14 protein-coding genes are annotated in these 14,038 nt (G+C 35.8%); 10 read left to right on the forward strand and 4 right to left on the reverse strand.

The window, feature by feature from the left end:
* Positions 1-95 precede the first annotated feature (95 nt).
* The 3 genes from REB14_RS00980 to REB14_RS00990 form a co-directional block, all read right to left on the reverse strand.
* Positions 96-596, reverse strand: a complete 501-nt coding sequence (locus REB14_RS00980; RefSeq protein ID WP_079241869.1) for a hypothetical protein — start codon at positions 594-596, stop codon at positions 96-98.
* A 132-nt stretch (positions 597-728) separates the two neighbouring features.
* Entirely contained in the window at positions 729-1,391 is a 663-nt protein-coding gene (locus REB14_RS00985) for a porin family protein (RefSeq protein WP_079241870.1), read from the reverse strand.
* Positions 1,392-1,510: 119 nt separating this feature from the next.
* Positions 1,511-2,470, reverse strand: a complete 960-nt coding sequence (locus REB14_RS00990; protein WP_002979097.1) for a PhoH family protein — start codon at positions 2,468-2,470, stop codon at positions 1,511-1,513.
* A gap of 133 nt (positions 2,471-2,603) precedes the next feature.
* Between REB14_RS00990 and REB14_RS00995 the strand changes: the two genes are divergently transcribed.
* The 7 genes from REB14_RS00995 to rplI all read left to right on the forward strand — a co-directional run bounded on the left by REB14_RS00995 (position 2,604) and on the right by rplI (position 8,517).
* On the forward strand, positions 2,604-3,431 hold the full coding sequence (locus REB14_RS00995; RefSeq protein ID WP_079241871.1) for an SAM hydrolase/SAM-dependent halogenase family protein: 828 nt from the start codon (positions 2,604-2,606) through the stop codon (positions 3,429-3,431).
* A gap of 63 nt (positions 3,432-3,494) precedes the next feature.
* Positions 3,495-4,802: a dihydrolipoamide acetyltransferase family protein gene (locus REB14_RS01000; RefSeq protein WP_079241872.1), complete on the forward strand. Its 1,308-nt coding sequence runs from the start codon at positions 3,495-3,497 to the stop codon at positions 4,800-4,802.
* A gap of 270 nt (positions 4,803-5,072) precedes the next feature.
* Positions 5,073-5,696 (forward strand): hypothetical protein, encoded by a 624-nt coding sequence (locus tag REB14_RS01005; RefSeq protein WP_309521250.1) that lies wholly within the window; start codon positions 5,073-5,075, stop codon positions 5,694-5,696.
* Positions 5,697-5,739: 43 nt separating this feature from the next.
* Positions 5,740-7,113: a chloride channel protein gene (locus REB14_RS01010; RefSeq protein WP_079241874.1), complete on the forward strand. Its 1,374-nt coding sequence runs from the start codon at positions 5,740-5,742 to the stop codon at positions 7,111-7,113.
* 113 nt (positions 7,114-7,226) lie between these two features.
* Positions 7,227-7,568 carry a 30S ribosomal protein S6 gene (rpsF, locus tag REB14_RS01015; RefSeq protein WP_034695444.1) on the forward strand — a complete coding sequence of 114 codons (342 nt, stop codon included), beginning with the start codon at positions 7,227-7,229 and terminating at the stop codon, positions 7,566-7,568.
* A gap of 32 nt (positions 7,569-7,600) precedes the next feature.
* Entirely contained in the window at positions 7,601-7,903 is a 303-nt protein-coding gene (rpsR, locus tag REB14_RS01020; RefSeq protein WP_002979091.1) for a 30S ribosomal protein S18, read from the forward strand.
* A 110-nt stretch (positions 7,904-8,013) separates the two neighbouring features.
* Positions 8,014-8,517 (forward strand): 50S ribosomal protein L9, encoded by a 504-nt coding sequence (gene rplI / locus REB14_RS01025; RefSeq protein WP_068945117.1) that lies wholly within the window; start codon positions 8,014-8,016, stop codon positions 8,515-8,517.
* Positions 8,518-8,807: 290 nt separating this feature from the next.
* On the opposite strand, the gene REB14_RS01030 is transcribed toward rplI, so the two are convergent.
* A complete protein-coding gene (locus tag REB14_RS01030) occupies positions 8,808-9,611 on the reverse strand; it encodes a helix-turn-helix domain-containing protein (protein WP_114821331.1) in 804 nt (267 codons plus the stop codon).
* A gap of 214 nt (positions 9,612-9,825) precedes the next feature.
* Here REB14_RS01030 and REB14_RS01035 point away from each other — a divergent pair, with 214 nt between their 5' ends.
* The 3 genes from REB14_RS01035 (at position 9,826) to REB14_RS01045 (ending at position 13,978) form a co-directional block, all read left to right on the forward strand.
* Positions 9,826-11,082 (forward strand): TolC family protein, encoded by a 1,257-nt coding sequence (locus tag REB14_RS01035; RefSeq protein ID WP_309521251.1) that lies wholly within the window; start codon positions 9,826-9,828, stop codon positions 11,080-11,082.
* Between the two features lie 5 nt (positions 11,083-11,087).
* Positions 11,088-12,134 (forward strand): HlyD family secretion protein, encoded by a 1,047-nt coding sequence (locus REB14_RS01040; protein WP_309521252.1) that lies wholly within the window; start codon positions 11,088-11,090, stop codon positions 12,132-12,134.
* Positions 12,135-12,415: 281 nt separating this feature from the next.
* Positions 12,416-13,978, forward strand: a complete 1,563-nt coding sequence (locus tag REB14_RS01045; RefSeq protein WP_309521253.1) for an MFS transporter — start codon at positions 12,416-12,418, stop codon at positions 13,976-13,978.
* Positions 13,979-14,038 lie beyond the last annotated feature (60 nt).

A 14,038-nucleotide genomic window follows, 5' to 3' on the forward strand; every position in this document is an offset into this window, starting at 1 on the left:
TTAAAAATTCATGATCAGAAATCCGTACAGTCTATATATAAGTAATCAAAAAACTCCGGCCTTCGGCCGGAGTTTTCATATACAATTGCTTTTCCTTATTTCAAGAAGAAATTATAACCAATGTTAACAGCTCCTACATTCCAGCTATAGCTTCCCCATCCTGGCAGGTCACGCTTGTTGCTGATAGATTGGTAACCGATGTACAACTCCCCTTTAGACATTTGATATCCAAATTTAGGCTGTGCATAGAAACCACCATCTACACCATCTTTTGTAGAAATACCGTATCCAAGGTCTAATCCTACAAAGATAGGAGCTCCTTTAAATCTATATTTCCCGGAAACAGCTACAGGAACAAATCCGAAATCATCAAAGTGATCTTTTCCGAAGAAATGAGAATATCCTGTGGTTACCCCAAGATCAAGACCTTTAGCAATATTCCACATATAAGCTGCATCTACTCCTAATGTAAACGAAGATACATCACTTGCATCTGATACGGGAACACCAATATGTCCACCGATTTTAAAACCTTCCTGCGCTTGAGCAGCACCTCCTAAAAGTGCAAAAGCACCTAGTAATAATAGTTTTTTCATTTTTTTAGTAGCTTTGAATTACCGTGCAAAAATACTAATTATTTTTATTATTAGAATAAACCATACTACAACAGGAAAAGCAGGACAAAATTTGTCCTGCATTATATTATTTGATAGTAAAAAATTTCAGAATTAGTTTCCTCCGAATTTGAAACCCACACCCACCTGAGCAAAGCTGTTCTTTACAGTACCTCCGCTGTTGTCATTGGATAGGTTGGATACTCCTAAGCTGTATCTTGCATCAAAGAAAAGACCGTTTTCCAGCATATATTCAACACCTAAGAACGGAGCAAGGTTCAATGATTTGATATCTTTTTTAATATCTACATCACCGCCTTCACCTTCCATTTCTACATCAAGGAAATCTGAACCGATGACAGTCTTTTGTTTAGCGGTAAGAATAATTCCCACGTTAAGACCTGCAGCTACAGAGAAGCCTTCTGTAATAAAGTATTTTGCAGAAACAGGAACCAAAAGAGTCCCGAAAGTCACTTTAGTCGACTCCCCGAAATACATTCCTCCGGCGTTTACTCCATCAATCTTTTCTTTAGCTCCAAGTGGTGAATACAACACCTCTCCCTGAACAGCAAAGTTATCATTGAATTTGTACTCAGCCATTCCACCGATATAGAAGGTATATTTAGGAGACATTTTTCTTCCGTCAAGATCATCTTGCTTATCGTCTAGTTTAATGGTAGACATTGCGAAACCGGCTTTTGGACCAAATCGAAATTCTTGTGCGTTGGCACAAATTCCCATAGCAGCGACTGCCGCAACAAGTAAAAGTTTTTTCATGTTTAATTAGTTTTTACATTTAAAGGTCTGCAAAACTAATTATTTTTTTCAAATTAACAAATTTTAACTAACCAATTTAAGGTTAATAAAAGGTTAATGGAAACTTTTACTCATTCTCCCTAGTCGTTTCTTAGTCTTTTTTCCTCATCGTTATAAGCCAGGATAATCTTTCTTACTACCGGATGCCTTACCACATCCTCTTCTGTAAGATGTACAAATCCTATTTCTTTCACTCCATTTAAAATTCTCATGGCTTCTTTCAATCCGGACTGTTGATTTTTAGGAAGGTCAATCTGACTTGGATCTCCTGTAATAATGAACTTGGCATTCATCCCCATTCTGGTAAGGAACATTTTCATCTGAGCATGAGTGGTGTTCTGTGCTTCATCAAGAATCACAAAAGCATCATCCAAAGTACGTCCTCTCATGAAAGCCAATGGTGCTACTTCAATCACTTTCTTCTCCATGAAACCTTCCAGTTTCTCATGCGGAATCATATCACGAAGTGCATCATACAAAGGTTGTAAATACGGATCAAGCTTTTCTTTAAGATCACCAGGCAGAAATCCCAGACTCTCCCCTGCTTCTACAGCCGGTCTTGTCAGGATAATTCTTTTCACCTCTTTATCTCTCAAAGCTCTTGCCGCCAATGCCACACTGGTATATGTTTTTCCGGTACCTGCAGGTCCAATGGCAAAAACCATGTCCTTTTTCTCCGTCTCTTTTACCAGCTTTTTAAGATTGGTTGTTTTAGCTTTAATAACTTTTCCGTTAACTCCTTTTACAATGATATCCTGATCGAATACCAGTTGCTTCTCATTTTCGTCTTTAATATTCAATATATTTTCAACATCTTTCAGCCCTATTGAATTGTTTTTGGAGATAAAACTGACAATATCATCCAGTTTTTGTTTCAGTATGTCTAAAGCTTCCTGATTTCCCATGGCAAAGATAAAATGATCTCTTCCTGTAATTTTAATGGTTGGAAAGCTTGATTTTATTAAGTTGAAATATTGGTTATTAACTCCATAGAAGATTTTCGCATCGATATCTTCCAAATCATATGTTAATTCAAACATGCAGTATTTTTATTTTTAGATTTTAAAATTAAAGCTTTTTTTCAAATTTATATCAAATTCTTTTCAACAATCTTTCGGGCTTTCTTTTTATTTTAAATAACTTTGCAATACTACACTATTCTATAAATTGCTCATGTCAATTATTACCCTTACTTCGGATTTCGGAAATTTAGATTACAGAGTTGCCGCTGTGAAAGGCAAAATTCTGTCCCTAAACCCTGAGGTTAATATTATTGATATAACCCACGATATCCAGGCATTCAACCTTATACAGACTTCGTATATTGTAAGAAATGCTTATAAATATTTTCCTAAAGGAAGCATTCACATTCTTTCTGTAGACAGTTTTTACAACAAATCAAGAAAGAATCTCATCTATAAAGCAGACGGATCTTATTTCCTGGCAGCAGATAATGGTCTTTTAAGCCTTATATTTTTTGATATTAAACCGGAAGCGATCTACGAACTTACGCTGAACAATCGTTTTGACGACGTTATCAACTTTACTTCTACAGACATTTTTGTTCCTGCAGCAGTACATCTTGCCAATGGCGGACTTCCTGAAGTCATAGGAAGGAAAATAAGCACCGCAAAACAACTGATGTTTCCACGAGCGGTTTATAATGAATCGGAAGGGATGATTATTGGTGAAGTGACTTATATTGACAATTTCGGAAATATAATATCAAATATCAATAAAGATTTTTTTGAAAACATCAGTAAAGGTTACAGTAGTTTTACTATAAAATTCAGAAATTTAAGCCTTTCAAGAATATTTTCAAGTCATACAGAAGTCGTTTCAGACTGGAAAAGGGAGACTGAATTCCACGGACAGTCTGCTGCAATCTTCAATGATAGCCAGTTATTGGAGCTTACCATCTACAAAGGAAGCAAGAAAAACGGTGCTAAAAGCCTGTTTGGCCTGAATGTAGGTGAAAATATTTATATCGAATTCAGCTAAGATTATATATTTCTTAAAAAAACCGATTTTTTTTATATATTTGTCAAAATCTAAAAATCAAAAATGGCAGAATACAAATTATTGCTTCCATCCATGGGAGAAGGGGTTATGGAAGCGACAATTATCACTTGGTTATTCAATGAAGGTGATAACGTAAAGGAGGATGACTCCGTAGTAGAAATTGCAACAGATAAAGTAGATTCAGATGTACCGACACCAGTTTCGGGGAAAATTGTAAAAATTTTAAAGCAAAAAGATGAAGTTGCAAAAGTAGGTGAAGCCATTGCTATTTTAGAAATTGAAGGAGAAGGTTCAGCTTCTGAAGAAGTAAAAACTGAAACTCCGGCAGCTACTCCGGATGCTGAAACTTTAAAAGCGATTGAAGAACCTCTACAAACAGTAGCTGCTTCAAACGTAGAATTCTCAGGAGACCTTTATCTATCTCCACTGGTAAAATCTATAGCACAACAGGAAAATATTTCTGAAACTGAACTGAAATCTATCAAAGGAAACGGTTTAGAAGGAAGAATTACCAAAGAAGATATATTAGCGTATGTTGCTAACAGAGGAAGTAAGCCAGCTCAGCAAGCGGCTCCTGTACAGGCAGCTTCTACTCCACAACCAGCAGTATCTGCTCCTGCAGCTACCATTCCGGTAAATGCAGGTGATGAAATCATTCCAATGGACAGAATGAGAAAGATCATCGCTGAAAACATGGTAAAAGCGAAACAAATTGCTCCACACGTTACTTCATTCATTGAAACAGACGTTACCAACGTTGTAAAATGGAGAAATAAAAACAAAGCAGTATTCGAAAAACGTGAAGGTGAAAAACTGACTTTCATGCCTATTTTCGTAAAAGCTGTAGTGAAAGCAATCCAGGATTTCCCAATGATCAATGTTTCTGTTAATGGTGAAAACATCATTAAAAAGAAAAACATCAATATCGGTATGGCTACTGCTCTTCCGGACGGAAACCTTATCGTTCCTGTCATCAAAAATGCAGATCAGTTATCTCTTTCAGGTCTTGCAAAAGCAATCAATGACCTGGCTTACAGAGCAAGAAACAAGAAATTGAGACCAGAAGATACTCAAGGGGCAACTTATACAATTTCTAACGTAGGAAGTTTCGGAAACCTGATGGGAACACCGATCATTCCTCAGCCTCAGGTAGCTATTTTAGCCATCGGAGCAATCGTTAAAAAGCCTGCAGTTCTTGAAACAGCTGACGGAGATGTAATCGCAATCAGAAACTTAATGTTCATGTCTCACTCTTATGACCACAGAGTGGTAGACGGTTCTCTCGGAGGAATGATGCTGAAGCACGTTCACGACTACCTTGAAAACTGGGATCTGAACACAGAAATATAAGTAATAAATAATCAGTAATAAGTAATTTTGCTTATTGCAGATCATATAAAATGAAAACCTTCGATTAAATCGGAGGTTTTTTGTTTTTTACCAGTTAAGTTTGATAAACTTTCAAAAGACCAAATATTTCACAAAATAAATATCAAATACTCAATAAAAACAACAATTACCAAACAAATCAACAATTATCAAAATCATTTATATACTATACTAACTTTTTTGGAAATTAGATTGATTAACATTATTTTTAAACAAATATTATTTGAGAAAATGGATCCGGATTACAGAAAATATGACGTTACACGATTTTTTGATTTCACAGAGGAAGATGAAAAATTAATTACTGAGGTTTTTGATCTGCTTTCTGAGTCATATGATATTTCAGTAATTGATAGTAAAGAATCCCCTTATGAACAATTCAGCTCTCATGATATATATTCATTGTTTATCCCACAAATCTGCTATTTAGTAAAAGGCAAAACCCAAAAAAGTTCTTTCTATCTTTTTATTGTCAGTAAAGTTGGAATAACTTCCAGAGGTGGGCGTTTAGGACGTAAATATGACACTATTCAGCTTTGGGGATTAAAAGAATTAGATGAAAATTTTGGATATATTTTTCTCAATAAAAAGAAATTAATGGATAAAATTGCAGGAATTTTCAGCAGTTTCAATGTCAATTTTAAAGACCGTGATTTTAAAGACTTTTATGTAGTAGGAAATGATCAATTTAAAGTCATGAACTTTTTAACCCAGCAAAGAAAAAATACCATCAAAAGTTTCCCCAACAAGGATTTTAAACTTGAAGTGAGAAACACTATTTTAAGTTTTGGCATTCCTGATATTCTTACGGTTGAAAGTGCTGAAATCATTTCAAAGTTTTTAAACGAAATATAATTTCCAAAAATTTTACCGTAATTTCATCCCTCAAAACCTGCAAATGCTGAAAATTTTCGCCCTAATAAAAAGATCTCTCAAAAATTCCTTCGATAACATACGGAATGAACAGCTGAAACACAACCTGCTTCAGGCCATCCCTTTTTGGATAGGATCTGTAATTACAGGCTTTTTTGCTGTAATGTATGCACAGGTATTTGCATGGGGTGAACATCTCATGAATTTTATTTTCGACTGGCATGCATGGATGATTTTTATTATTGCTCCCCTTGGATTTGTTTTATCGTGGTGGTTGGTGAAAGAATTTGCTCCCAATGCCAAAGGAAGTGGTATTCCTCAAGTGATGGCAGCTGTAGAACTGGCCAATCCGAAAGAACATAGGAAAATCCGGAATCTATTAAGTATTAAAATTATTTTTTTCAAAATACTTTCTTCCGTGATCCTCGTAATCGGAGGAGGTGCTGTGGGGCGTGAAGGCCCTACCATTCAGATAGCAGGTTCAGTTTTCAGAAAAGTGAATGAATATCTTCCGGAATGGTGGCCGAAAATTTCCAAAAAAAATATGATTATGACAGGAGCAGCAGCCGGACTTGCAGCTGCGTTCAATACTCCGCTTGGAGGAATTGTGTTTGCAGTTGAAGAATTGTCAAAAACCCATATCAATTACTTTAAAACGGCTTTATTTACAGCAGTAATCATTGCAGGTCTTACCGCTCAAACATTGGCAGGATCTTATTTATATCTGGGATACCCCAAAACCAATGATGTTTCTTTAATGGTTATGTTTCCCATTGTATTGGTTGCTGCTACTGCTGGCATTATGGCTAGCCAACTATCTGTTACCATGCTTAAAATCAATAGCTGGAAGAAGAAAAAACTGAAAACGGATAGAGCCAATGTTGTTTTTCTTATTGCTTGTGCTTTAATTATTGCTTCCATCGCTTATTTCATCAACAGAGAAGTTCTGGGATCAGGAAAAGAAATCATGGAACGCGTTCTTTTTACTAAAGACAAGCACGAAGACTGGTATGTTCCTATCCTCAGAATGCTTGGCCCTGCACTTTCCTTTACTTCAGGAGGTGCTGGCGGAATTTTTGCTCCAGCTCTTACTGCGGGTGCAAGTATAGGTTCTGTTATTTCAGGAATTATTCATTTAACACCTAACGAAACCAATGTGGTGATTCTGGCGGGAATGGTAGCTTTTCTTACCGGTATTACAAGAGCTCCGTTTACTTCAGCCATTATTGTGCTGGAAATGACGGACAGACATTCCCTGATATTCCATCTGATGCTTGCCGGAATGGTATCTTCTATTGCCTCTATTCTGGTGAGCAGACATTCTTTGTATGATGTTTTGAAGGTGAATTTTCTGGCGGAAATCAGATCCAAAGATGAAACTGAATCCAGAAATCAATAAAAAGATGAATAAACATTCTCAGGAAACGTCAACTATTTCACCGATACTCTTGCATATAAGAAATATATTTTCTACTTTTGCACCTCGAAATAATTAACAAATTTTTTAACATTATGAACAATTACGAAACTGTTTTCATTTTAACTCCCGTTCTATCTGAGGCACAGGTAGAGGAAGCAGTGAACAAGTATGTAGATCTAATCAAAGAAAAGAACTGCGAAATCGTTGCTAAAGAAAACTGGGGATTAAAAAAATTAGCTTACCCAATTCAATTGAAAAAGAATGGGTTCTATACTTTAATCGAATTTAAAGGAGAAGGTACTGTAGTTGCTGATTTAGAATTAGCATTTAAGCGTGACGAAAGAGTAATCCGTTACCTTACTACAAAACTTGACAAGCACGCTGTAGAGTACGCTGTAACAAGAAGAGCTAAAGTAAAAGCAGCTAAAGCTTAATTATTAACCCTATTTTTTAAAAAAGACAAGACATGGCAATAGATGAAATGGCTAAACAAGCCTCAGCAGGAGGAGAATCAGAAGTAAAATTCCTTACTCCACTTGATATCAATACAAAATCTGAAAAGAAATATTGTAGATTCAAAAAATACGGAATTAAGCACGTTGATTACAAAGATGCTGATTTCTTATTACAATTTGTAAACGAGCAAGGTAAAATTTTACCAAGAAGATACACTGGAACTTCTTTAAAATACCAAAGAAAAGTTTCTGCTGCTATCAAAAGAGCAAGACACCTTGCTTTACTACCATACGTAGCTGACTTATTGAAATAAGACAAAAAATAAATAAAAGAAGAGGTCTCCTCTTCTTTTGTTGCTGAATACATCATTAATTCTAACTTGATTTTAGATATAAAACTAAAATCTTAAAAAGGACAACAACAATGGAAATTATCCTAAAAAAAGACGTAGAAAACTTAGGACTTGAGTTTGATACAGTAAACGTAAAGCCAGGTTATGCTAGAAACTTCTTAATTCCTCAAGGAATTGCTCTTTTAGCTACCCCTAAAAACAAAGCTGCTTTAGAAGCTACATTAGAAGCTAGAAAAGAAGAAGAAGCTAAATTAATCGCTGCTGCTAACGCTGTAGTTGAGCAATTGAAGAAAACTTCTATCACGATCCCTGCAAAAGTAGGTACTGGTGACAAATTATTCGGATCTATCAACAATGCTGATCTATCTGCTGCTTTAGAAAAAGCTGGTGTTTCTGTAGAGAAAAAATACATCAAAATTCCTGGTAACACAATCAAGAGAACTGGTAAATTCGCAGCTCTTATCAGACTTCACAGAAATGTAGAGTACAACTATGAGTTTGATATCGTATCTGACGCTCCAGTTGTAGCTGCTCCTGCTGCTAAGAAAGAAGAAGCTAAATCTGAAGAAGCTTAATATAAGCAACTGAGATTTTCTCACAATACAAAACCACTTCAATTTATTGAGGTGGTTTTTTTATGTAATTTAGAAAGAGTTACGCAGAGACTACCCCGTACTTTTGCTTGGCAAAAATCCACCTCTTCTGAGAAGGGGAATGTAGGAGATCTTAACTGCTATTACTCGTTACATTGGCTTTTTAACAACCTTATATGTAAGAACAGGCAAGAAAGTTTATCCCGTATTATAAAAACCTGTTACCACGCAACACGCAACCCGAATCTCAAACTCTCAAACGCTCCTACTCACTACTTATCCCCTCTCAATTTGTGCTGATACTCCGTAGGGGCAATACCGATTACCTTTTTGAAAATATTACTGAACGACGAGAGGCTGTTGTACCCTACCATCATAGCAATTTCGTACATATTATATTTTCCTTCCAGCATCAGCTCAAGGGAGCGGGTAATTCTCAACGCTCTTAGAAAACGAATGTAATTCATGCCCAGAATCTCTTTAAATTTCCTGGAAAGGGTTCTCGTACTCATTCCAAATTCTTTTGCCGTAGATTCGATTGTAAGAGGCTTCTCAAGGTTAGCATGAATATATCTTGCAATTTTCAGTAAAGTTTCATCTTTGGGAAACGGATGCTGTATGGGAAAGGCAAGGTGTTTGTGTTTTTTCTCTTGCAAGACACCTTTAAGAGCTTTGAGAAAAAAATATTTAGACGTGTCATTTTTTGTGATTTTCCCATCCCATTCTTTAGTATACAAAATCATCTCCCGCAGTAAATTATTTACAGAATAAATATTGATTTCATCAAAAAAGCCACTTTCATTTTCTTCTTTTTTAAAATAAAAGTTATATAAATCAACCTTTGGACTGGTAGAAAAGATATAGTGAGGAGTTCCGGCTGGAATCCACATAAAACATCTGGCAGGAAGATACCAGTGTTTCTGATCTGTAAAAACATGTACAATACCGCCTTCTGCATAGACTAACTGTGCAGAACTGTGATAATGAATTTCCGTGGTTACATTTCCGGTAAGTACATGATAAACGTAAAATTCGGTATCATCTTCTTCTACTTCTTTAAAATGGCTGTTGTTCATCCCATAAAGGTAAGAAGAATTTCTAAATTGGCGTAAATGAGCAAATCTTTTTCTGTTTTCACAAATAGGGTCTGTGGCTTCTCATCGTAACTTTGCTGCATCAAAATCATTTTAGCAAAAATCTTTTAATTAATTTATGAATATCATATTTAACGCATGCCGGTATATGTGCATTGCGTTGTGCTTATTATTGAGCAATTTTTTACACTCACAGATGATCGATTACCAGCATCTCGGCTTACAACAAGCTGTAGAGATTGGTCTGAAAAACAATAAAAACATACAGATAAGTCATCTCAAACAGGAAATGTCCGTTACCAAAGAAAAAGATCTCAAAATGGAAAAGCTTCCGGACATTGAGTTTCATACAAGCTACAATCAGGTAACGAACCTGTTTCAGCATCAGAATGGTGTATTTAATAAAGCCACCAAGTACGATGTGATTAATGGAATGTACGATTTTACATTATCTGCTTCAATCCCGGTTTACATGGGAGGAAAAATTAAAAATACAGAGAAAAAAGCGGCTATAGATACTGAAATTTCAGCTTTAAAAACCCATCTGGACGAAAGACAGCTTAAAATGGCCATCATTACTGCTTTTCTACAAATCCATCATTTAAAAGAGCAACAGAGTCTTATTAATGATAAAATGAAAGAAGATTCTGTAAACATCAAGCAGGTAAAAGCTTTGAAAGCTAATGGTGTTGTAACGGTAAATGAAGTCTTAAGAACTTCACTGCAGCTGTCAAACCATAAAATGAGCTGGACGGAACTGGATAATGATATTCAGATCGCAGAACATAAATTGAAGACGATTCTTTCTCTTCCTGAAAATCAGGAAATGCATGTGAATACAGAAGATTTGATTTCAGACAATGCAACGATTCCCTATGTTGATGAACTGACAGAAACTGCTTTAAACAAAAATGAGTCTGTTGAAATCACTCATAAGAATCTTTCTCTTAAGGAGCTAGATCAAAAGATTATCAAAGCGAATTATTTACCCAAAATTACAGCTGGTGGAGAATATTTTTTAAAATATCCGAATATGATGTTCTTTCCTCCTGAACCCTATGCATATCGTTTGGGAATGGTAGGTGTAAATCTTACCTATCCTATCGAAAATCTGTACAAAAACAAATACAGAATGCAGGAAGCACGGGAAAATATTGATCTTGCCAAACTGCAGATTGAAGAAAACGAGGAAAATCTAAGACATAATGTTTATGAGGCTTATAAAAAGTTTGAAGAGACAGACCAGAAGGTGAAAATTGCTGAAGAAGCGATTAATCAGGCTAAAGAAAATTACCGTATTGTAAGAACTAAATACGCTAATAAACTAAGTCTTATCACTGAACTGATAGACGCCGATAATACTTATCTGGAAGCTGAATCTAATCTTATTTCCGTAAAAATCAACAGACAACTTAAATATTACCAACTCCAATATACGATTGGAAACTTATAAAAACTATGGCACAGAAACAATTGACACAAAAGGAAAAAAGAATCAACAAATCCATTACTTTACTGGCCTGGATCCTTATTATCAGCGGAATCACAGGAATGGTAAGCTTTTATCTTTTTTCTAGAAAAAATGTGACGACGAATGATGCGCAGATCGAGCAATATATAACGCCTGTATCCAGTAAGGTATCGGGTTTCATCAAAACGATACGATTTAACGAAAATCAGTTTGTACATAAAGGAGATACTTTAATTGTCATTGACAACAGAGAGTTTGTGAATCAGGTACACATGGCTGAAGCGAATCTTCATGCCAATACGGCAACCATCAGTACCATTGAAAGTGGTGTCAGCACCAAAGAAAGTGACACAAAAATTATTGATGCTAAAATTGCTTCCGCAAAAATTGATATCTGGAGAACAGAACAGGATTACAAAAGATATAAAAACCTTTTGACAGAAGATGCGGCTACAGAGCAGGAATTTGAAAATGTAAAAGCATCTTATGAACAGTCAAAAGCCAACCTTTTAGCATTGGAACAGCAGAAAAATGCAGTAAAAGCCGGAGCGAACGAACAACAGACGAAAGTTGCTCCTGTAAAAAGCCAGATCCAACAGAGTTCTGCAAGTCTTAATAATGCGAAACTGTATCTTTCTTATACTGTCATTACGGCTCCTTATGACGGGAGGGTTGGAAAAAAGACCATTCAGGAAGGGCAGTTGATTAAAGAAGGTCAGGCCCTGGTTCAGATTGTCAGCAAAGAAAAATGGATTATTGCTAATTATAAAGAAACACAGCTTGGGCAGATTGACCAAAGCCAGGAAGTAATTATTACTGCAGATGCTTATCCCGATGTTGAGTTTAAAGGAAAAATTCTTTCCGTTTCTCCAGCTTCAGGTTCTCAGTTTTCCTTAGTAAAACCTGATAATGCAACGGGAAACTTTGTGAAAATTGAACAGAGATTTCCTGTGAAAATTATTCTAGATAACAATAAAGACAACGAAAAACTGCTTTCCGGAATGAATGTTCTGGTAAGTGCGAAGAAGATATGAGTTTGAGTGTGGGAGGGTTTAGAGTATTAGAGTATAAAAATATCCGGTTTTATTATCATTTTCAAATTCTCTCATTTTCAAATTTTCAAATTAAATTATTTTTTTAGCGAAAAGACAAACTGCAAAATAGCGAATCTGCAAATTTTTTCGTACGCATATTTGCCATTTTACCTTTTACTTATTTACACCTTTGCCCTTTGTCTTTTCGCATTTTTAAATCTGGTTCAATGACAATTTGTTCATGTGCCATCTCCTTTTTCTAAGCTTAATGCTTACAAATTATGCAACATAATACAGTTTATCATAAATGGGTACCACAATGGCTGAAACTGCCACTTCTTATACTGGCATTGTTTCCCCACCTGATGTTGTTGTCGCTTTTACATTCGAACAGCGCCTTCACATCTTCTTTTATGGATGTAGATTCAGATGACATCCAGTATTTAATGATTTTGATGTATGGGACATTTGTGGTTACCCTTTTAGTTTTACAGCGGTTTATGGCCTATTTCAGTGTCAAATATTATGTACTGTTGATGGCTTCCATTTCCGTTATTATTCTTTACGTTTTATCAGTTACCCATGATTATCATGTTATATTGGTGATTCGGTTTTTAGAAGGAATTTTCGGGCTGCTGGAAGGGGCTATTTTCCTTCCTTTAATTATTGCTGAATTAAAAACAAAACACGCCAAAGTTTTAGCATACCTCTTCATGTATACGATCATGCTGACAGGAGGAACAATTACCACTTCCCTGCTAAAATCAAGCATTGAAGATTACGATTTTCAGCATATGATTCTGATGATGGTGTATTTTCATGTATTTGTACTGATTATAGGCATTGCTTTATTCAACAGAAACAGATTCTTTCCTAAAAAACCTTTATACCAATTGGATATTACAAGCTGGTTTTTGCTTTGGGTTTGTCTGCAGGCTGGTGGTTATGCCATTATTTATGGGAAAAGACTCATGTGGTTTGAATCTGATATCATTATTATGTGTCTGTTTATATTCCTGCTTTCAGGAGGCTTATTTATGCTTAAACAAAGAAATTCTAAGAGACCTTTGTTTCATTTTGAAGTTTTCAGCTCCAAAAATGTCATTGCGGGAATGATTCTGTTTTTTATTTTTTATTTGATCCGTTCAGGGCTAAATAACGTCTACAGCATTATGGCTACGGTATGGAAATGGCCCTGGGATTATATTGTGAACATCCAGTACTGGAATGTGGCAGGAACTCTTGTGGGAATACTATTATCAGGAATCTGTCTGGTTCGTGGAATATCTTCAAGAATTGTTTTCTTTACCGGATTTCTTTTACTAGCCATAGATTGTGCCTGGTTTACCTATACTTTTTATCCTGACACTACCCTTTCCACCATCTGTCCGCCTTTATTTCTGCAGGGAGTAGCTCAGGGATTATTATTTACGCCGCTTGTTTTCTTTTTAATTTCAGGAACTCGTGAAGAATATGTATCCAACGCTACGGCACTGGGAACGACAACCCGTTTCTGGACAACTGCGATCGGTTACGCTTTGATGCAGAATCTGATGTTATTTTTAACATTAAAACATTCTGATACCCTCAGTGCTAATCTTACAGATACCAATCCCGTTTTTTACAGTCAGTGGAATCAAATTTTCGGAGCTCATATTTCCAAACTGTCAGTGAATGATTCTTTATCCATGACAGCAGGAGCTTTTAAGGCTAAAATAACAGCCCAATCTATTCTCCTTTCCAATATGGAAATTTTCACAGGATTGTTCTGGCTGGCGCTTGTTACCGCAATTGGTCTGTTGCTTTACCATCCTGTAAAAATAGCAGTGAGGAATATTATGTAAAAGAAAGAAGTTTCGCTTAAAATTTTTTGGCCGATTTATTGTTCGTATTTTTAAACCGCA

Origin of the sequence: Chryseobacterium metallicongregator, from assembly GCF_031324065.1 — a bacterium.
GTDB classification, from domain to species: Bacteria; Bacteroidota; Bacteroidia; order Flavobacteriales; family Weeksellaceae; genus Chryseobacterium; species Chryseobacterium metallicongregator.